Origin of the sequence: Paenibacillus sp. FSL R5-0744 (assembly GCF_037972555.1) — a bacterium.
Lineage (GTDB): Bacteria > Bacillota > Bacilli > Paenibacillales > Paenibacillaceae > Paenibacillus_AQ.
Map to the genome: position 1 here is coordinate 2740022 of NZ_CP150228.1, position 20901 is coordinate 2760922.

General features: G+C 44.6%; 18 protein-coding genes. 14 read left to right on the forward strand and 4 right to left on the reverse strand.

The window, feature by feature from the left end:
- Positions 1 to 3 precede the first annotated feature (3 nt).
- The 8 genes from fmt to spoVM all read left to right on the forward strand — a co-directional run bounded on the left by fmt (position 4) and on the right by spoVM (position 8582).
- Positions 4 to 939 carry a methionyl-tRNA formyltransferase gene (fmt, locus tag MKY19_RS11855; protein WP_339802989.1) on the forward strand — a complete coding sequence of 312 codons (936 nt, stop codon included), beginning with the start codon at positions 4 to 6 and terminating at the stop codon, positions 937 to 939.
- Between the two features lie 77 nt (positions 940 to 1016).
- A complete protein-coding gene (gene rsmB, locus MKY19_RS11860) occupies positions 1017 to 2411 on the forward strand; it encodes a 16S rRNA (cytosine(967)-C(5))-methyltransferase RsmB (RefSeq protein WP_339804281.1) in 1395 nt (464 codons plus the stop codon).
- 151 nt (positions 2412 to 2562) lie between these two features.
- Positions 2563 to 3603, forward strand: a complete 1041-nt coding sequence (rlmN, locus tag MKY19_RS11865; protein WP_042187390.1) for a 23S rRNA (adenine(2503)-C(2))-methyltransferase RlmN — start codon at positions 2563 to 2565, stop codon at positions 3601 to 3603.
- Positions 3604 to 3609: 6 nt separating this feature from the next.
- A complete protein-coding gene (locus MKY19_RS11870; protein WP_094868546.1) occupies positions 3610 to 4383 on the forward strand; it encodes a Stp1/IreP family PP2C-type Ser/Thr phosphatase in 774 nt (257 codons plus the stop codon).
- On the forward strand, positions 4383 to 6650 hold the full coding sequence (pknB, locus tag MKY19_RS11875; protein ID WP_339802993.1) for a Stk1 family PASTA domain-containing Ser/Thr kinase: 2268 nt from the start codon (positions 4383 to 4385) through the stop codon (positions 6648 to 6650). Before MKY19_RS11870 ends, pknB begins: the two co-directional genes overlap by 1 nt.
- 100 nt (positions 6651 to 6750) lie before the next feature.
- Entirely contained in the window at positions 6751 to 7656 is a 906-nt protein-coding gene (gene rsgA / locus MKY19_RS11880) for a ribosome small subunit-dependent GTPase A (protein WP_042187397.1), read from the forward strand.
- Positions 7657 to 7659: 3 nt separating this feature from the next.
- Positions 7660 to 8325 (forward strand): ribulose-phosphate 3-epimerase, encoded by a 666-nt coding sequence (gene rpe / locus MKY19_RS11885; protein ID WP_076282910.1) that lies wholly within the window; start codon positions 7660 to 7662, stop codon positions 8323 to 8325.
- A gap of 176 nt (positions 8326 to 8501) precedes the next feature.
- Positions 8502 to 8582, forward strand: a complete 81-nt coding sequence (gene spoVM / locus MKY19_RS11890) for a stage V sporulation protein SpoVM (RefSeq protein ID WP_020431362.1) — start codon at positions 8502 to 8504, stop codon at positions 8580 to 8582.
- A gap of 108 nt (positions 8583 to 8690) precedes the next feature.
- On the opposite strand, the gene rpmB is transcribed toward spoVM, so the two are convergent.
- Positions 8691 to 8879 carry a 50S ribosomal protein L28 gene (gene rpmB / locus MKY19_RS11895; RefSeq protein ID WP_036686205.1) on the reverse strand — a complete coding sequence of 63 codons (189 nt, stop codon included), beginning with the start codon at positions 8877 to 8879 and terminating at the stop codon, positions 8691 to 8693.
- 191 nt (positions 8880 to 9070) lie between these two features.
- On the opposite strand from rpmB, the gene MKY19_RS11900 reads away from it, so the two are divergent.
- From MKY19_RS11900 to MKY19_RS11915, 4 genes are all read left to right on the forward strand, one after another.
- Positions 9071 to 10855 carry a DAK2 domain-containing protein gene (locus MKY19_RS11900; protein ID WP_339802999.1) on the forward strand — a complete coding sequence of 595 codons (1785 nt, stop codon included), beginning with the start codon at positions 9071 to 9073 and terminating at the stop codon, positions 10853 to 10855.
- A gap of 84 nt (positions 10856 to 10939) precedes the next feature.
- Positions 10940 to 11803: a DegV family protein gene (locus tag MKY19_RS11905; RefSeq protein WP_042187404.1), complete on the forward strand. Its 864-nt coding sequence runs from the start codon at positions 10940 to 10942 to the stop codon at positions 11801 to 11803.
- A gap of 9 nt (positions 11804 to 11812) precedes the next feature.
- A complete protein-coding gene (recG, locus tag MKY19_RS11910) occupies positions 11813 to 13864 on the forward strand; it encodes an ATP-dependent DNA helicase RecG (RefSeq protein ID WP_076282907.1) in 2052 nt (683 codons plus the stop codon).
- Between the two features lie 66 nt (positions 13865 to 13930).
- Positions 13931 to 14218, forward strand: coding sequence for a stage VI sporulation protein F (locus MKY19_RS11915; protein ID WP_042187408.1), 288 nt, complete (start codon positions 13931 to 13933; stop codon positions 14216 to 14218).
- Positions 14219 to 14793: 575 nt separating this feature from the next.
- On the opposite strand, the gene MKY19_RS11920 is transcribed toward MKY19_RS11915, so the two are convergent.
- Together MKY19_RS11920 and MKY19_RS11925 are read right to left on the reverse strand one after the other, a co-directional pair.
- Positions 14794 to 15654 (reverse strand): YitT family protein, encoded by an 861-nt coding sequence (locus tag MKY19_RS11920; RefSeq protein WP_339247458.1) that lies wholly within the window; start codon positions 15652 to 15654, stop codon positions 14794 to 14796.
- Positions 15655 to 15940: 286 nt separating this feature from the next.
- Positions 15941 to 16336 carry a hypothetical protein gene (locus MKY19_RS11925; protein WP_149644195.1) on the reverse strand — a complete coding sequence of 132 codons (396 nt, stop codon included), beginning with the start codon at positions 16334 to 16336 and terminating at the stop codon, positions 15941 to 15943.
- Between the two features lie 184 nt (positions 16337 to 16520).
- Here MKY19_RS11925 and MKY19_RS11930 point away from each other — a divergent pair, with 184 nt between their 5' ends.
- Both MKY19_RS11930 and MKY19_RS11935 read left to right on the forward strand, forming a co-directional pair.
- The gene (locus MKY19_RS11930) at positions 16521 to 16934 is read left to right on the forward strand and encodes a DUF2500 domain-containing protein (protein ID WP_231573434.1); all 414 of its coding nucleotides are present in this window, start codon (positions 16521 to 16523) and stop codon (positions 16932 to 16934) included.
- Between the two features lie 97 nt (positions 16935 to 17031).
- Entirely contained in the window at positions 17032 to 19758 is a 2727-nt protein-coding gene (locus tag MKY19_RS11935; protein ID WP_339803005.1) for a calcium-translocating P-type ATPase, SERCA-type, read from the forward strand.
- 95 nt (positions 19759 to 19853) lie between these two features.
- On the opposite strand, the gene MKY19_RS11940 is transcribed toward MKY19_RS11935, so the two are convergent.
- Positions 19854 to 20789 (reverse strand): NlpC/P60 family protein, encoded by a 936-nt coding sequence (locus tag MKY19_RS11940; protein ID WP_339803008.1) that lies wholly within the window; start codon positions 20787 to 20789, stop codon positions 19854 to 19856.
- Positions 20790 to 20901 lie beyond the last annotated feature (112 nt).

A 20901-nucleotide genomic window follows, 5' to 3' on the forward strand; every position in this document is an offset into this window, starting at 1 on the left:
GATATGAAGATTGTATTCATGGGAACCCCAGCCTTTGCGGTACCAAGCTTGCAAATGCTGATGGATGAAGGCTATGAAGTTGTAGCAGTCGTCACCCAACCAGATCGACCGCAAGGACGTAAAAAGATCTTGGCTCCTTCACCAGTTAAAGAAGCCGCATTATCTCTCGGTTTACCTGTGCTCCAGCCTGAACGGATGCGCAAACCTGAGGCTGTCGCAGAGCTAGCTGCATATGAGCCTGACCTGATTGTTACAGCGGCTTATGGTCAAATTTTGCCTAAAGCTGTATTGGATTTGCCGCGTAATGGTTGTGTGAATGTTCATGGTTCACTACTTCCTAAATACCGGGGTGGCGCACCGATTCAACGTAGTATCATTAACGGTGAGAAGGTTACCGGCGTTACCTTGATGTATATGGCTGAAGGACTTGACACTGGAGATATGATCTCGCGCGTCGAGGTGGCTATCGAGGATGAGGATACTTCCGGCACGATGTTCGAGAAGCTTAGCCTTGCTGGACGTGATCTCTTGAAGTCTGAAATGCCGCGATTAGTAAACGGCCTTGTTCAAGCTTCTCCGCAAGACGACAGTCAAGCGACCTTTGCTCCTAACCTAAATCGTGAGGATGAGCGTTTGGATTGGAACGCTGGCTCACGTGATAACTATAATCGAATTCGTGGATTAGTACCTTTTTCCGGTGCGTTTACGCTTTGGAATGGAGAGACCTTCAAAGTATGGGCTTCAAAAATTCCTGCTGAGCAGAAATCAACTGATAGTGCGCCAGGAACGGTACTTTCGGTCACTGAACATGGTGTCGAGGTTAAGACAGGAGACGGAAGTCTGCTGCTAACTACGGTTCAACCTGCTGGTAAGAAAGCGATGAGTGCTGCGGATTTTAGTCGTGGCGGTGTTATGAAACCAGGGACGGTGCTAGGTTGAGCGCGGGCGGTAACGGTGCGGGCCGATCAGGAGTGAGTCATAGCTCTGGCAATAAAAATAGTAACGATCATAAAGCAGTGAGTGGTAAAAAGGGCAGTAGCGGAAATAAAGGTAAAGCTGCTACAGCTTCTGCCCGCGATATCACTCTTGATATCCTGGTTAAAGTCGAACAACAAGGGGCTTACAGCAACTTATTGCTGAACAGCAGTCTGCAGAAGTCTGCACTCAGCAGAGAAGATGCTGGACTAGTTACAGAGCTTGTCTATGGTACCATCTCTCGGATGAATACACTTGATTATGTGCTCGAGGAATTTGTTAGCAAAGGGATCGCTAAATTGCAGCCTTGGGTGCGTAATTTACTGCGTCTAAGCTTATATCAAATTATGTACCTGGATCGCATACCATCTCATGCAGCTGTAAATGAGGCTGTTAATATAGCTAAGAAAAAGGGCCATCAAGGAATTTCGGGTATGGTTAATGGCGTGCTTCGTAGTGTGCTGCGCGCTGGAAATCTGCCGGTAATACCTGATGGATTGGGTCCTGCGAAACGGATATCTATTCAGTATTCCCATCCTATATGGTTAGTGAAACGCTGGATTACGGAGTATGGTGTTGACACTGCGGAAGCTATTTGCTCTGCTAACAATGAGCCACCCGCTGTAAGTATACGCGTAAATACTACGATGATTAGCCGTGAAGCCCTATTGAGTCAGATGATTGAACAAGGTCTGCAAGCTTCTGCTTCTGAAGTAAGTCCTTATGGTATTGTTGTAAAAGGCGGCGGTAATCTGGCTCTTTCATCCTGGTACCGGGATGGATATCTATCTGTTCAGGATGAAAGCTCCATGCTTGTAGCTGAAGCTGTTGCACCTGAGCCTGGAATGAGAGTGCTTGATTGCTGCGCCGCGCCTGGGGGCAAAACGGCCCATATGGGCGAGCTGATGAAAGATGAAGGATCTATTTTCGCTAACGATCTGCATCCACATAAAGCTAAGCTTATCTCGGATCAAGCTGCACGATTAGGTCTCGAAAGTGTAGTAACAGGCAGTGCAGATGCACTGGAGCTGGAGCTTACCTTAGAGCATCATTCCTTCGATAGAATTCTTTTGGACGCGCCTTGCTCTGGGCTTGGTGTAATCCGCCGTAAGCCAGATCTCAAATGGCGTAAGCAGCCTGAGGATGTTGTAAGTGTAGCATCACTGCAGGGTCAGCTGCTGCAGTCGGTTTCTAAACTGTTGAAACCGGGTGGTGTTCTGGTTTATAGTACCTGTACGACTGAACAAACGGAAAATAGTGAGGTTGTAGCTGCCTTTTTGGAGCAAAATCCTGATTTCACTTCTATAACATTTGCTTCCCCGCTGTGGGGGAGATTGGAAGGTACTGCGCTGGCTGTTGGTGAGGGGATTCAGTTATTGCCACATCATTATGGCAGTGATGGGTTCTATATCTCCAAGCTTCAAAGAGTCTTGTAATATAGCAAATTTACTGACAATCGTTGTATCTTCCGCCCGCCGGGCTAACGTACGGCGGGCTATTTCTTTTACCGTCTCTGAAATTTGTGTTAAAATAGGAAGAATGAGAAATAATACGCATATCCTTATGAAAGAACAGGTGCTAATAATAATGAAACCTTTAATATATGATTTTTCTTTAGAAGAGTTACAGCAGTGGGCGAAAGATAACGGTGAGCCTGCTTTTCGTGGTGGACAGATTTTTGACTGGTTGTATGTAAAACGTGTAAGTGACTTCGAATCCATGAGCAATTTGTCTAAAGGACTTCGTCAGAAACTGAACGAGCAATTCTCCATTGCAGCGCTCACTGAGATTACTAAAATGGAATCGAAAGATGGAACAGTAAAATTCCTGTTTGGATTGCATGATGATCATGCGATCGAGACAGTTATCATGAAACATAATTATGGAAATAGCGTTTGTGTAACAACTCAAGTAGGCTGCCGAATCGGCTGTACTTTCTGCGCCTCTACGCTTGGTGGATTGAAACGTGATTTGACAGCGGGTGAAATTGTAGCTCAGGTTGTACGCTCTCAACAGATCTTGGATGAGCGGGGTGAACGTGTCAGCAGTATTGTTATCATGGGTACTGGTGAGCCGTTTGAGAACTATGATGCAACAATGAGATTCTTACGTCTTATGATTCATGAGAAAGGTTTAAATATCGGACAACGGCATATTACTGTTTCCACTAGCGGGATTGTGCCGAGCATTTATAAATTTGCAGAAGAAGATACACAAATAAATTTGGCGATTTCGATTCATGCACCTAATGACAAACTGCGTTCGAAGCTAATGCCAGTTAACCGCCGCTTTCCGTTTGATGATGTGATTGAATCTTTACGTTATTATCAAGCTAAGACGGGGCGACGGGTCAGCTTTGAGTATGCATTGATCGGCGGGGTGAATGATCAGCCGGAGCATGCTGAGGAATTAGCAGGTGTGCTTAAGAACATGCTATGCCACGTCAATTTGATTCCAGTAAACCACGTGCCAGAGCGGAAATATGTACGTACTTCACGCAATGATATCTTTGAGTTTCAACGTATTTTGGCTGACAACGGCGTGAATGTTACCATTCGCCGTGAGCAAGGCCATGATATCGCGGCCGCATGCGGACAGCTGCGTGCCAAACATATGGAGTTGGGGTGAGGATATTTGATCAGAACAGTTCATGCCAGCGATATTGGCCGAGTGCGCTCTGTCAATGAGGATTCGGTCTGGATCGGCGCGACGCGCCACGGTTATACACTCGGCATAATTGCCGATGGGATGGGTGGACATCAGGCTGGTGAAACCGCGAGCAGGCTTGCTTTGGAGACGATGAGGAATACCCTAGACGGGCTCCTGCCTGAGCTTCAGGACGAAGCACTGCGTGATGCGTTATCAGCTGCTATTTTGGAAGCTAACAGCACTGTCTTCAAGGAGGCTTCCAGCGACGATAAGTACCACAATATGGGTACTACTGTCGTTGCTGCCCTGATGAATGGTTCAAACGGATATATTGGCCATATCGGAGACAGCAGAGCCTATTTAATAAAGGACAGTGCAGCAGTTCAATTAACCGAAGATCACACGCTAGTCAATGAGCTGTTCAAGAACGGTCAGATCAGTGTGGAGGAATTAGATAATCATCCGAGACGAAATGTGCTGACGAGAGCACTTGGAACAGATGCTGAGGTGCTGGTTGATTTAGCCCCTGTTACCCTGCTACCTGGGGAACTTTTGCTTCTCTGCAGTGATGGTTTAAGTAATTTTGTTAACAATGAGCATTTGGGCAAGGTAGCGGGAATACATGAGATACCGTTAGAGGAAAGAGCGGACCGCTTACTTCAGTTGGCACTGCTTGCTGGCGGCGGCGATAATATTAGCGTCGCTTTGTTAGAACATCATGGAGAGGCCGCTGTGCCCGAAACAAAGGAGTGGGATTGATGATCGGTCACGAACTGGGCGGCCGTTACCAAGTCATCGAACGGATCGGCGGAGGTGGAATGGCGCTCGTCTATAGAGCACATGACATTCTTTTAAACCGAAACGTCGCCATCAAAGTATTGCGTAATCAATTTGTTCATGACGAGGAATTTATCCGCCGTTTTAGGCGTGAGGCGCAATCAGCTGCATCTTTGTCTCATCCGAATGTGGTTAGTATTTACGATGTAGGACAAGAAGACGAAATTCATTATATTGTCATGGAATATATTGAGGGCAAGAATCTTAATGAAATTATAAAAGAACGAGCACCATTACAGGTTGACGAGTCCGTAAGGATCGCTTCACAAATCTGTGATGCACTTGATCACGCTCATCAGAATCAAATTATTCATCGGGATATTAAACCACATAATATATTGATCGGGCGCAATGGCCGGGTGAAGGTAACGGATTTCGGTATTGCTCGTGCGGTAACATCTACTACCATTACTCAGACAGGCTCTGTAGTAGGTTCCGTTCATTATTTCTCACCAGAGCATGCCAAAGGTGTCTCAACAGGAGAGAAATCCGACCTGTATTCATTAGGGATTGTACTCTATCAAATGCTTACCGGAAGTCTTCCATTCTTAGGGGAGAGTCCGATTAGCGTAGCTCTAAAGCATCTGCAAGAAGAGTTTGAAGAGCCAAGGCTCATAAATCCACTTATTCCGCAAAGCGTTGAGAATGTAATTCTAAGATCGATGCGTAAAAATCCGGAAGAGCGTTATCAGTCTGCAAAGCAAATGCTGCAGGATTTAGAAACCTGCTTGTTGCCTGAGCGCCGTAGTGAAGCAAAAGTTCTTTTTAACGATGAGGAAGACGAGGATCGAACGCGGGTAATACCAGCGATTAAACCGATCCAAAGAAGCAATGGAAATCGTAATCATCGCCACGACCGGATGGATAATGATGAAGATGATGATGACGATCCGGTACCTGTGAAAAAAGGTAAAAAACAATGGACTAAACCTGCATTATGGATTGGTTTAACTTTAGTGTTACTGCTGGCTATGGCCAGTCTCGTGTGGTACGTTAAATCCCAATTAGTTGTTCCTGAGGTATCGGTTCCTTACGTGGTCGGTAAACAGCTGGAACAAGCGAAGACTGAACTTGAGGATTTGGGGCTTGAGGTTGCTGATCCTATACTGTATGACTACAGTCCGAATTTCGAAGAAAATGTGGTCATGAAGCAAAGTAGGGAAAAGGACGCCAAAGTGAAAAAGGGAGCCTCCCTAATACTAACTGTGAATACGGCGAAACCATTAACTAAGATGCCAGATGTAACGAATTACACTTTCGACGAAGCGGTTAAAGCGCTAATAGCAAAGGGTGTACCCCAGAATCAAATTAAGAATGAACCTCTCTTCGATGAAAATATGGAGGTGGGTAAGGTTGTAAAATCAGACCCAGCCATTGACAGCGAGTTTGATCCAGAGACGGTTGCAATCACCCTCTACGTTAGCAAAGGAGAAGAAAGTGTCACGATGCCAGACCTCATCGGTAAGACGGAGAGTGAAGCTAAGGCGCTTTTGGAAGAATCCAAACTGGTCCTCGGAGATGTAAAGGAAGAATCCAGCTTCACAGTTGATGAAGGTAAGGTAACGAAGACTTGGGCTTATGAGAAAGGTACCTCTGTTCCACCTGGAACAGCGATTACGATTTACTTAAGTACAGGTTATCCACCTGAAGCCCTGAATTATACCTTTAATGTACCAGTAGCTCCTGCACAGGATGGAAAGAAGAGCAAGATTCGAATTGAGTTCGTTGATGCGCGCAATAATGGTGAAAAACAAGATTGGGGAACGCGTACCATTGGAAAGAGCCAAGTGCTGTCCGTTAATCTAGTGCTTGCTCCGAATAAAGATGGCTCTGTTATTGTTACCCGAGATGGTGTGCTTTTAGACACTTATGTGATTCCATATATTGATGCGAAGAATGGCACGGTGCAAGAACCTGAACCACCGACGGTTCCGACTCCGCAGCCGACTCAGACACCGATAGATCCTACACCTACTGCTGAACCGACCATTGAGCCTGAGATCCTGCCTCCAAGTTCAGACAACGAAGGGTCTACTAATACTGGATCAGTCAATCAGACGGGATTCCTTACTAACAATTCGGTGAATAATGAATCGACCAATAGTGGTAACAACAAGAACAGTAATAAAAATGATGACAAGCATAATAATAAAAACAAAGACAAATCTAAAGATAAAAGCGATAACTAATCAGGGCAGAAGTGCTTGAATAGTTGTGGCAGCGAAGTGACCCGGGGATGTTCAAACTTGGGTCATTTTCGCAAAATCAGGAGAGGAAGGCTCACTATGTATGCCTGAAGGAATAATAGTAAAGGCGTTAAGCGGATATTATTACGTAAAACCGCTTCGTGAAGGATTAATTGCAACAGAGGAAGTTTCAGTTCAATGCAGAGGCCGAGGCATACTTAAGAAAAAGGGGATCGCTCCTCTTGTAGGTGACCGCGTGATCTATATGCTGACTGAGCATGGTGAAGGGATGGTGGATGAGCTTCTCCCTAGAGAATCTGAGTTAATTCGTCCACCTGTAGCGAATGTAAGCCTTGCCGTTCTATTATTTTCTGTGCGGGAGCCTGATATGAACCTGAATCTATTGGACAAGTTCCTAGTTCATATTGAGCACTCGGGACTGGAACCCTTAATCGTTCTGACCAAACAGGATTTGGCTAATGATAATGGTGAAGCCACTAAGTATGTTAAAGAGCTCTATGAGGATATTGGTTATGAAGTGATGGTTACAAGCTCAATTACAGGAGCTGGCAGTGATGAACTAAGAGAGCGGCTTACTGGTGGTATTAGTGTATTTGCCGGACAATCTGGGGTAGGAAAGTCGACCTTATTGAATCGTATTGTGCCAGGACTTAAACTGGAGACAGGTGAGATCAGCTTACGTCTGGGCCGTGGTCGTCATACTACCCGCCATGTAGAATTAATGGATATTGGCGGGGGCGGCTTTGTAGCGGATACCCCTGGTTTTAGTCAGCTTGATTTTCTTGAGCTTGGGGTTGAAGAGCTCTCTACTTGTTTCCGTGAATTTGCAAACTATGCTGGGGATTGTAAATTCCGTGGTTGTAGTCATCAGCATGAACCAGGCTGCCGAGTCATCGAGGCATGGAAAGCTGGAAATATCGCTGATAGCCGGTATGAACATTACAAATTATTTTTTAATGAAATGAAAGATAAAAAGCGGAGGTACTAAGTCATGATACGAATAGCACCATCTATATTGTCTGCCGATTTCGCAAGTTTAGGTTCAGAGGTTGCAGAAGCTGAGGTCAGTGGCGGGGATTGGATCCATGTGGATGTAATGGACGGTCATTTTGTACCGAATATAACGCTTGGTCCACCAATCGTAAAAGCGGTCTCGTTACATACCAAACTTCCACTAGACGTTCACTTAATGATTGAGTCTCCGGAACGTTATATTTCTGATTTTGCTGCCGCAGGCGCTAGTGTGATTACTGTCCACGCAGAGGCTTGCGTTCATTTACACCGTGTGGTGCATCAGATCAAGGAATTGGGTCTTAAGGCAGGAGTAGCTATTAATCCTGGCACTCCGGCATCAGCGGTGCGTGAGGTGCTTGAGGATGTGGATATGATTCTCGTGATGACTGTCAATCCTGGCTTTGGAGGTCAAGCATTCATTCCTAACACGTTGCGCAAAATTACTCAAATTAGAGAATGGGCGAATGAAGTCAATCCAGATCTACTTATTGAAGTCGATGGTGGTGTTTCGGAAGCTACAGCGCCATTGGTTGTCAGTGCAGGAGCGGATGTTTTGGTTGCAGGAAATGCAGTTTTTGGCCGGAGTGATCGTGCTGCAGCGATCCTTGAGATTCGAGAAGCAGCGGAAGCGGCACTTCGTTAAAAAAATAGGCTATTACGACTAAAGGTATAGGCCAAGTCCTCGACGCATAAATATGGTTACATGAGCAGAAATCTCATGTAGCCTTTTTTGTTTTGGCAGGGAGGACTGCAGTACGTTACCGTTAGAACAAGAAGAAAGTCTCCTGCGTACGGCATGAATTGATGGGAGGGTAAACCATGAAATTTTACACGTTTAAGCTGCCAAGGTTTTTGGGAGGTTTTGTTAAAGCGATTTTGAACACATTTCAGAAGAGTTGATCTTGGGCTTGGAACAGAAAAGAAAACATGAAAAAAAGCACCTTACAAATGTAAAGGGTGCTTTTTGCTTCATATGAGTGATCGCTCGGTCTTTAAAATTGCAAAAGACTAAACGCGTTCAACTTTACCGGCTTTCAAAGCACGGGTGCTGACGTACACGCGTTTTGGTTTACCGTTCACGAGGATACGGACCTTCTGAACGTTAACTCCCCAAGAACGACGGTTGCGGTTATTGGCGTGAGACACGTGGTTGCCGCTGCTCGGTTTCTTGCCTGTTACTGCACATTTGCGGGACATAGATTACACCTCCTTATTCCTAACACCTGCATAAAACAATACTTATCTATAATATCACAGCAAATTTTGCTACGTCAACCGATTCAAAAACATTTATTTCTTTTAATACTTATAGTACAATGTAAATTAGTGCATTATGTCCTGTTAATCATAGAATGATTAGGCATGAAGTTAGGAAGGGGAATTCTCAATTGAGTAAGCGTTCTATAAACGGAACAGATTTTACCGCTATGGTATTGGCTGGAGCGGATAAGCTGCAACAGCATGCAGAACACGTCAATTCCCTAAATGTTTTTCCGGTTCCAGACGGAGATACCGGAACTAACATGAATTTGACGATGACCGCAGGTTCGAATGAATTGAAGAAAAATAATACAACGTCTGTCGGTCAATGTGCAGGTGTACTCTCTAAGGGCTTGTTAATGGGCGCACGGGGGAACTCCGGAGTTATTTTATCTCAATTGTTCAGAGGCTTTAGCAGATCTGCAGCTCAACATGATGAGCTAAACACACAGCAATTTGCTGCTGCATTGCAAAGCGGAGTGGACGCAGCCTATAAAGCAGTTGTAAAGCCTGTAGAAGGAACTATTCTTACAGTGGCTAAAGAGGCTGCAAGACATGCTGTCTACTATGCTCGCCGAACTACAGATGTTACAGAGCTCATGACAGAGGTATTGGCCAAAGCAAAGGAAGCTTTAGCCTATACACCGGAACAATTGCCTGTCTTGAAGCAAGTCGGTGTCGTAGACTCTGGCGGTCAAGGACTGGTCTATATTTATGAAGGGTTTCACCAGCATCTGACGAGCGGAAGCTCCGGTGTGTCTGAACCTGTAAAAGGACAACCTCAGGCACCAGTCGTGCCAACACCGGTACCGGTGTTAAAGAAACCTGAAAGCGAACTGTCTTCTGTACAGTCTTCTGCGCAATCACAGCTTTCAACAGAGGACATAGAATTTCTATATGATATGGAGTTCTTCATTAATCGCCAGTTAGGCGGTAACGTGAGAACGGACTTTGATGAGGAAACCTTTAGGAAAGCGTTGTCAGTAAATGGAGATTCCATTATTGTAATTTCGGATGATGAAACCATTAAAGTGCATGTGCATTCCAAGGCTCCAGGTGAAGTTTTGAATCTGGCACTCCTCTATGGGGAAATTACGCAGATTCATATTCTCAATATGCGTGAGCAACACCGCGACTTGTTAACTGCAGGTATGGATATTGCACCTATGCCAGATGTTTTCGCGGATATGCCGGATGAGCAGAGCCGGGTACAATCAGCTCCAGCCGAACCACCAGCAGATGATTTGGCACCTTACGGATTCATCGCAGTATCATCAGGCGCTGGGATTGCAGATATTTTCAAAAGCCTCGGTGTGGACGTAGTCCTAGCTGGAGGTCAGACTATGAACCCTAGCACAGAGGATTTCGTGAACGCGATTTCTTCGATCTCTGCGAAGCATGTTTACATTCTGCCGAATAACTCTAATATTGTTCTTGCCGCTCAGCAAGCTAAGGAGCTCTTGGAAGGCGAACGTGAGATTACGGTTATTCCAAGCAAAAGCATTCCTCAAGGAATCGCTGCAGCCTTCGCGTTCCAAGAAGAGGATTCTGTGGAGACTAATTCTGGGAACATGCTAGAAGCAATCTCACAGGTCAAGTCAGGACAAGTAACAAATGCTGTCCGTGATACAAGCTTTGATGATCTGGAGATTAAATCCGGGCAATTTATCGGAATTTCGAACTCCAAAATTGTCGCTGCCGCAGATGATCTGTTAGCTTCAAGTCAGGCGCTGCTGTCCAATATGCTTGAGAATGGCGATGAAATCGTTACGATCCTTATTGGAGCAGAAACTGATTCTGAGGTCACAGATTCCTTAAGCGAGTGGCTGGAAGAGACTTACCCGAATGTGGAAGTAGAGATTCATGAGGGTGGCCAACCCCTTTATTATTATCTTTTCTCCGTAGAGCCATAGGTAGATGCTGAGGGTTCTATAACAGTTCAGGAGCAACTTGCTAATTACTTAGTTGGCAAAATTATAGTATGGGGGAGATAATCCATGAATCGTACCATTATCGTCACCGACAGCACATCTGATATCCCGCCAGCAATGGCGGAAACGTATGGCATTGAGGTCGTCCCTTTGACCTTGATGTTCGGCGAAGAGGCTTTCCGGGACAATCTGGATATGACGCCGGAGCAGTTCTATGAGCGACTTCCCCGCTCGTCACAGTTGCCGACTACTTCTCAACCCTCACCGGTTGAATACATGAATGTGTATCGAGATATTTTGGAACGTTACCCGGGAAGTCCTATCCTTTCGTTTCATATTTCTTCTGGACTAAGCGGTACGTACCAATCAGCACTATTGGCTAAATCGATGTTGGAGGAAGAGGGAGAAGGGATCACTGTAGTAGATTCTCTCTCCGCTTCTTACGGTTTTGGATTTATGGTGGTGGAAGCCGCCAGATTGGCTGCTGAAGATAAGAGTCCCGAAGCGATTCTTGAAGCTGTAGAAAGTCTGCGCCAATCTCGTAAGCTTTACTTCTTGGTAGATACACTTGAATATTTACAAAAAGGCGGGAGAATCGGAAAGGCCTCGGCCATTCTGGGAACGCTTCTTAATATTAAGCCGATCCTGTCTATTGATGCAGAAGGAATAATATATGCGGTAGAGAAAGTTAGAGGCCGTAAGAAGGCTATTGCCCGTATGATTGAATTATTTAAGAAGGATATTCAAGGTGTAGACAAAATCAATGTGGCCGTGGGTCATACGGCTGAACCGGCTTCCGGTGAAGAGTTCCTGAAAGAGCTGTCAGGACATTTTACACTAGAAGAGAAAGTGCTGACGAACGTCGGCCCTGTCGTGGGCAGCCATGTCGGAAACGGTACGTTAGCTGTATTCATTTGGCCTGCAAAATGAGGGATGAATATGACACTGTCATTAAATCAAATTGAAGTAAAAAACATAACTGGCGTGAGTGCTCAAAAGCAAAGCGAGCTTCACGCCTTTGGCGTCTTTACAGTAAAGGATTTGTTAGAGTATTATCCGTTCCGTTATGAGGATTATCGCCCGCGCTCGCTGAGTGAAACCAAACATGGGGATAAAGTGACTACAGAGGCTAAAGTGATCGGTATCCCTGTACTGCAACGTTTTGGAGGCAAGTCACGACTTAGTTGTAAAATGGTTGCTGAGCCTTGGATGTTCACAGCTACATGGTTTAATCGTCATTACGTGCGTGAGCAACTTACTGTGGGAAGAGAAATTGTACTCACAGGTAAATGGGATCAGAAGCGAAATCAAATTACAGTGACGGATTTTGAATTCCCCGATCGTGGGGAAGGGAAGACAGGGACTCTACAGCCGGTCTATTCCGTCGGTGGAAAGATCACGCAGTCGTGGATCAGGAAAAGTATTAATCAGGCGCTTCAACAGTATGGAGATTTAATTCCCGAGATACTACCACATTCTATTATGCGGCAATATGATTTTATGCCCCGTAAACGGGCGATTGCTACCATTCATAGGCCAGAGGATACGCGTGAAGGGCAGCAGGGACGCCGCAGGATGGTGTATGAGGAGTTGTTTCTGTTCCAGTTGAAGATGCAGGCATTCCGGGTACTCAATCGCGGTAGGATGGATGGTGTAGTCCATACCGTAGATAACGCAACCGTGCGCCAGTTTGTTCGCAGCTTACCTTTTGAGCTTACAGATGCTCAGAAACGAGTAGAACTGGAGATCTTACATGATCTGCGATCACCATATTGCATGAATCGACTGCTTCAAGGTGATGTGGGTTCCGGCAAAACGGTACTAGCTGCCGTCGCGCTTTTTGCCACCGTGCGATCTGGTTTTCAGGGTGCGCTTATGGTGCCCACTGAGATTTTAGCAGAGCAGCATATGCGTTCACTTACGAAGATGTTTGAGCCGTTTGGAATTACGGTTGGTCTGTTAACAGGGAGCGTAACTGGACGGAAACGTAAAGAATTGTTAGCTTCACTACAAATGGGGATGCTCGATATTGTTGTAGGAACGCATGCATTGATTCAGGAGGATGTATTTTTCCGTGATCTGGGTCTTGTAGTTACGGACGAGCAGCATCGGTTTGGTGTAAACCAGCGAGGTGTATTGCGGCGTAAAGGATATAATCCGGATGTACTTACGATGACTGCAACACCTATTCCACGTACACTTGCGATCTCTGTTTTTGGAGATATGGATGTATCCACGCTGTCGGAAAGACCGAAAGGCCGAGTGCCAATAACTAGTTATTGGGTCAAGCATGATCTCATGGATCGTGTCCTAAATCTGATTAAGCGGGAAATAGAGCTGGGACGTCAGGCTTATCTGATCTGTCCGCTCATTGAAGAATCGGAGAAACTGGATGTACAGAATGCTATAGATTTACATATTCAGATGAGCCAAGCTTTTCCTAACTATAAAGTTGGGCTTTTGCATGGAAAGATGTCTCCAGCTGAAAAAGATGAAGTGATGCGAGCATTTTACAACAATGAACTGCAACTCTTAGTATCCACAACGGTTGTAGAGGTGGGTGTAGACGTTCCTAATGCCACGTTGATGATTATTATGGATGCAGACCGGTTCGGATTATCACAGCTGCACCAGCTTCGTGGACGGGTTGGTAGAGGTCAGCATGCCTCTTATTGTGTACTAGTGGCTGATCCGAAATCTGAAATCGGGCGTGAACGAATGACTGCTATGACGGACACCGATGATGGATTTGAGATTTCGCGGAGAGATTTGGAGCTGCGTGGTCCAGGTGATTTTTTTGGAACCAAGCAGAGTGGATTACCGGAGTTTCGCTTGGCGGATATGACGGCTGACTTTGAAGTGCTGGAGCAGGCGCGTGATGATGTGGCAGAGCTGCTTAAGGATGAGAAGTTCTGGACATCTCCTGAATATGCACCTCTTCGGCATTATTTACAAGGCGAGCAAATTTTCCAAGGGGAATTAATTGACTAAGTAGGCACATCTAGCTCCTAAGCCTCATATACTGTGAAAGATTGGATATGACGGGAGGTGCTACACTTGGGTTATCAACAATTCGGAATTAGCCCTCAGCTCGTGGAACGCATCAAGCTGAAGATGAAAAACGCGACTGTCAAAGATCGTATTAAAAATATGATTAACGGCGTCTCGAAACAAGAGCTACAGGACACGGCAGTTGTTCGCAGGCTGGTACGGAATGCGTCAGGTGTACTGAACGAGAAATTGACCTCGACGCAGGAAGACCAAATTGTGAAATTTATTATCGCTCAGAAAATTGATCCAAACAACACCTTCCACTTGATCCGTTTGTGGGGAATGTTCCGTTAGGAAAGTGTGCTAGCGAGTATAGGCTAGATCTTAGGTTTGATTCTCAGCTAGCTAAAGGAGTAGAGGCTGTATCAAAAGTAGTGAATGCTGCTTTTGATACAGCTTTTTTTTGTGTGAATCAAGGATGATTTCTAGGGAAAAGCAGACAAACAAACACTGGCTCATTAACGTTGATTAATGAACGCCGACTGACGAACACTGATTAACGAATGTAGACTAACCAATAATTTTCCGGTGAAAATCCTGCAAAAGTACATCTTTAGATGATACGAGGAGGGTTAAAGTATTGATTCCTGCAAATCTGCAGGAATTCTTGCATCAGAAGAAGCCTTCGAGCCATAAATGAGGATATTCCTGTACATTAGCAGGATTTGGGCTTAATGGAGCTGATATCTGAGCCAAAAGATGTACTTTTGCAGGATATCGCAATTCCAGCGAAAGAACCTCGGTTGATATCGCAAAAGTAGCGCTCCCCCCATACACGGGAGAAACGCTATTTCTATTACGTGGAATCATAAAGGTTACCTTCAAACAAAGAAGACGTAATCATCCTACTCATCGTACTGCCCTATTAGTTAGGATGGCAGGTTACTCAATCTTTGATCACTGGCAGCTGATTTGAGCACAATTTGGCTGTCAGGATCACAATTAAGAACAATGGTCCGCAATTGATGTTCTTCCATTTTGTTGATGAGACAAAACAATGTGCTCAGCTCTCCATTTTGCCCGGAGCCTTCAGCAAGCCCAACTTCTCGATTTAATGAGTTTTCGAGAGCTTCCTGGATATCCATGCAACTATTGCTGGTAATCCATGCAGCGCGTGAATCGGATAACCCTCGGAGTGAGAATCTCACACCTTCGAAGGCCAATAAGTAAGCAATAATGGAGTACATGGCTTGCTCCCAGCCAAATAGTGTGCCTGCTATAAGCAAAATAGCACAGTTTAGAATCATGATGACGACTTCGGTTGACTTTGGCGGTCCACCACTCAGAAGTGAATATCCTTGATCACTTGCATGTTTGTTCACACCACCAAATCGGACAGATATACCGATACCGAGTCCTAAACAGATGCCACCTGCCATAGCAGCAGGTAAAGGATCACTAATCACTGCAGGAAAACGGTGTAGAGCAAGAGAAGCGATGGTCAAGCAAGCTAATCCTAGAACGGTATACAGAGCAAAGCGAAGATTCACTTGCTTTCGAGACATGAATATAAAAGGTAGATTGAATAGAAAAAGAAACAATCCCAGCCGCATCTCAGTGGTATGAGCGAATAATGCCGATAAACCTGTGATTCCACCAACTACAAGCCCATGTGGTATGAGAAATAACTCTAATCCTACTGCGGCAAGTAGTGCTCCTGCAATAACGGTTAGAACTCGGAATACTGAATTTTTACGTAATTGTTTATGTTGTGTTGTCTTAGTCTGCAATGTTTTTCCTCCTTTAGCAGGGGAAACAACTTTATTCATTTCGTAGGTAGCGACAGCTTTTTGGGATAATTTTAACAGCATGTCACTTCTTTAATTTATATACTGTATCCAATAATTTATAGATCCATTTTGATTCCTATGCTAGAAGTAAGTTTGCATAACAAATTTTTACCGATTCCCGTTAAATCCGATTCTCTATAATCCATGAAAGTCTAGCCTACATTTAGGTGTCTTATAATTATTTCGCTTTCTTCGAATTTTTATCAATGGAAGTTCTAAATGACCCTCAGTAACAATCATTTAAGATAGAGATGAAATTCGCATTGCGTGATATTAGAAAGTGAGAAGTGAATTTTAACAGGTACAGTCGCAGTCGAAGCAAGAATTTATAGATCACAGGACGGAATACAAAAGAAAGCACAGGGAGTATCGCGGCTACCGCAATAGATTTAGTTCCCCATTGTTCAGTTATTTTGATGGCTCCTATTTGAGGAGTTATTTGGGGTACCGTCCTTACGGGAGCTATAAACTTTCGCTCGAAGCGTTCAATTTCGGTTGTCGTTGATTCTTGCTCCGTAGTGAATAATCCTCCAGACCAAACCGGTGGAAAAGAAAACATCATTCCCAGAATTAGGACTATACGAAGAAACCAAAGTAGTGACAAACGCGCTATATATTGCACCGAAATAACACCTCCCAACTGTATGTAGTATAAAAAGCATACCATACCTTATCATTTGATTCCAAATTGTTTTGTGAAAAAAATTCATTTGAAAACGATGAAAACAAGAAACCGAACGGGAAAAATGACGTATTTCGTAGAAAAGAAGACTTTTATTATCTTCTATCAGTCAGGAGGAATGAATTTGAGCGAATGGCAGGATTTTAACGGTTTTGATAAACGAAGCTTTTTCGGAAGTTTCATTCATGAGATGCCCCTATTTTTTAAATTATTTGCTTTGTTTATTCTAGGTGTTTTCGTTTTTATAATTTATAAATCAGTGAGAAGCTGGATAGCCAACAACGCAAGTCCCTTGATAAAAGCTAGCTCTAAAGCTGTAACGAAACGGACTGAGGTATGGGGTGGATCGGGTGAATCGAGCGCACATACTAGTTATTATGTGACGTTTGAGTTTGAAGATGGTGGACGCTTGGAATTGCAGGTTCGAGATCAGGATTTTGGTCTGATTGTAGAAGGGGATCGAGGAGAACTCCTTTATCAAGGGACTAGATTCAAGAGCTTTGATCGAGTCAAGCAGACGGAACAGCTTAATTTCTAAAATTGTACATAACGTTCTAGAATCACCGTGCCTTTTTTGGGTAAGACTCATATGAGAGGTTTTACCAGAATCTCAATCCCGGAAGGAGGCTATTGTCTTGAACTCAAATGATCCAAAATCGCAGGGGCAGGTACCTTTTCATACACTAAGTGAGGAAGAAGTGCTCAAAAGGCTGGAAACTAGGAAAGATGGTTTGTCTTCCGGTGAAGCCGCTAAACTTCTGGAGCAGTATGGGAAGAACGTACTTCAAGAAGCAAAAACCAAATCTCTGCTAGGAAAATTTATTGAACAATTTAAAAATGTAATGATCTTTATTTTGCTAGTGGCGGCAGTATTGTCTGGGGTTTTGGGAGAATGGACAGATACAGTCATTATTTTGTTGGTAGTCATCCTGAATGCGGTACTTGGCGTTATTCAGGAAAATAAGGCAGAGCAGGCGCTAGATGCCCTGAAAAGTATGTCCTCTCCGCATGCCAGAGTGCGACGTGGAGGACAGGTCTCAGAGATTAAAAGTGAAGATCTCGTACCTGGGGATATCGTATTGCTGGAAGCTGGAAATGTAGTTCCGGCGGATATTAGACTGTTAGAAGCTGCTTCTTTGAAAACAGAGGAAGCCGCATTGACCGGAGAATCATTACCTTCAGAAAAGAAGATAGGTGTGCTTGAAGGAAGCGATATTGTTATTGGGGATCGCACCAATATGGCTTATATGAGCAGCAATGTAACTTACGGTAGAGCGGTTGGTGTCGTCACAGCTACAGGAATGCAGACTGAAGTCGGCAGGATTGCTGGGTTTATCTCGGAGGAAGAGAATGATGTAACACCGCTGCAAAAGAAACTGGATGAACTAGGAAAATATTTCACCTTTATTATTCTTGGTGTCTGTGTAGTCATTTTTGCCGTCGGTATATTTGAGGGTAGAGAGCTGCTGGATATGCTTCTCACCTCGATCTCACTTGCAGTAGCAGCGATTCCTGAAGGGCTGCCAGCAATTGTGACGATTATCTTGGCACTCGGAGTGCAGCGGATGGCTAAACGTAAAGCGATCATTCGCAAACTCCCCGCTGTAGAAACGCTCGGAAGCACCGAAATTATTTGCTCTGACAAGACAGGTACTTTGACTCTAAACAAGATGACTGTCGAAAAAGTGCATGTCAATGGAACTACGAAAGAAGCTGCTGAAGGCCTTGAAGGGACACCGGGTGGTGAACTATTGCTTCAGGCTATGACGCTTTGTAATGATTCCAGCATTGACGAAGGAAATTCTTCTGAAGAACCTGGAGGGAATAAAGGAGCTAAGGACCCACAAACTAAGAGTGGTAAAGCGATTATCGGGGATCCAACGGAAACAGCGTTAGTGGACTACGCGCTCAGTATAGGTACTGACAAAAGGGATTTAGAAAAGAAATTCCCACGTAAAAATGAACTGCCATTTGACTCCGATCGCAAGCTGATGACGACGATTCATGAAGTTGAGAACGGACGTTATCGTGTGTTAACGAAAGGTGCACCAGATGTGCTTTTGTCCAAATGCAGCCATATCTATGTGGATGGAGAGATCGTTCCTTTTAATGATGAACATTCACGACATATCATGGAAAGTAATACAATGCTTGCGAATGATGCACTGCGGGTGCTGGCATTTGCTTTCAGAGATGAACAGCAGCTACCGACTATCCTCTCCCCGGAAGCTACGGAGAAAGAACTTGTATTTATCGGTTTAGTCGGTATGATTGATCCTCCACGAGAGGAAGTACGGGATGCGGTAGCTATCTGTCGTAAAGCGGGGATTAGACCTGTAATGATTACAGGAGATCATCGAGATACTGCAGCGGCCATTGCTAAAAGATTAGGTATTATCGAAGATGAGACAGGCGTATTGACCGGCAGTGAGCTGGATAAATTCAGTGAAGAGGAATTTGCTGAGAAAGTCACTAATTATTCGGTTTATGCACGTGTATCTCCTGAACATAAAGTTCGGATCGTTAAGGCGTGGAGGAAAAAAGGGAAGATTGTTGCCATGACGGGTGACGGTGTGAATGATGCTCCTGCGCTTAAATCATCAGATATCGGCGTCGGGATGGGCATCACAGGAACGGATGTAGCTAAGGGCGTCTCAGATATGGTGCTAGCTGATGATAACTTTACGACCATAGTTGTTGCTGTTGAAGAAGGACGGAAGGTTTACAGCAATATCCGTAAGGCCATCCAGTTCCTACTCTCAGCCAATCTTGGGGAAGTGCTTACGCTATTCATTGCAACCATGATCGGCTGGCGGATACTCGAGCCAATTCATATTCTGTGGATTAATCTTGTTACCGATACCCTACCGGCATTAGCTCTTGGGCTTGAGAAGGCGGGGGATGATTTGATGTCGAAGAAACCACGCAAAGCCAGCAGCAGTATCTTTGCTGGTGGCGTGGGAATCGGGATCATCTACCAGGGTATATTAGAGGCGGCGCTTACGCTGTTTGTATACCAGTGGGCACATACCCATTACAATGAGGGAATTGCGGTTACGATGGCATTCGCCACATTAGGATTGCTGCAAATTTCTCATGCATTTAACGTCAGATCCAATACGAAATCGTTGTTCCAGATTGGCTGGTTCAGCAATCGGTATATGCTGTGGGCATCACTGATCTCTACACTTATGCTGGTGCTGGTGATTATCATCCCAGGACTGAATGACTGGTTTGGTGTCTCACATTTAAGCGGGTTACAGTGGGGAATTGTAATTGCTGCAGCACTGGCAATTATAGTGATTGTAGAGTTTGTAAAGCTGTTTGTACGTTTAAGTGGCAAGGGCAAGAATTGGGATTAAGAATACCGCTTTATGCTGCAACAAAGAAGCCTGAACCCTTCCATAGCGGAGGATTCAGGCTTTCTTTATAGGTGCCTTTAGTCAGTGAATGTAGGTTACAGAATGCGCTGCATATGCAGGATTACGTTGCTCCAATACCCTGAGTCGAGCTCACTGATCTGAACCCCGGGATCACCCCAGGTATGAATGAACTTTCCATCCCCAATGTAGATACCGACATGTCCGGGTATAGCATCACTTTCAAACCGACCTGGGACAGTGAAGAATATAAGATCGCCGACATCTAGTGCACTGCGTTGCACGCGAGAACCTATATTATCTTGATCCTTGGCTAGACGCGGTAAGTTTACACCGAATTGTTTGAATACATGCCTTGTAAAAGAAGAGCAATCAAATTTCTTAGTCTCTTCATAAGGCCCGGTACCAAATTCATAAGGTACACCTAAGAATTTTTTGGCATAAGAAACTAATTCCTTCTTGTCTGCTTCAGAAATGCTTTGGATGTGAAATGGTTTTGATCCATCCAGTGATTTAGCAGATGGTGTTTTTATAATAGCCTCATGGTCGGTCGGTGTGGCTATGTTGATTTCACCAGACTGAGGATTCCAACCCACCTCCGTTTGAAGAAATTTGGATAGAGCTAGCGGTGTGATATAGATTTGACCTTCTTGTCGTCTAGGTGCCTGCGGTAATGTGATTTTCTCACCTAGGGAGAAGACTTGAGTAGAGCCAGGGCGCAGCATATACATAACATCACTGTAGCCAATTTTGGTGTATCCCCCATGAGTAGCATCATCTTTCAAACGATAACCGAGTGAAGTAATCGCAGGTTTGAGTGGAATCCAGTACTTTCCTTGAGCATCGGTGATGGCGGACTTTTCATAATAACTTGAGGCTTGCATGCCATCGGGAGTTACGGCGTTTACCTTGGGTTTTTGTGATTGTGAAGAGTAACCGCATGCGGTACTTGATAAAACGGCAGCGAGCAATACAGTAGCAGTAGATAGTAATTTTTTGTGGTTATTAGGCATATGACACGCTCCAAATTCAAACTGTAGTTTAAGTTTGTGCAGGGGGCTTTTTTTTATGTAATGGGGACCAAGGCAATCACTGTAAGACATAACCAAGTCCTTCCTATATTGG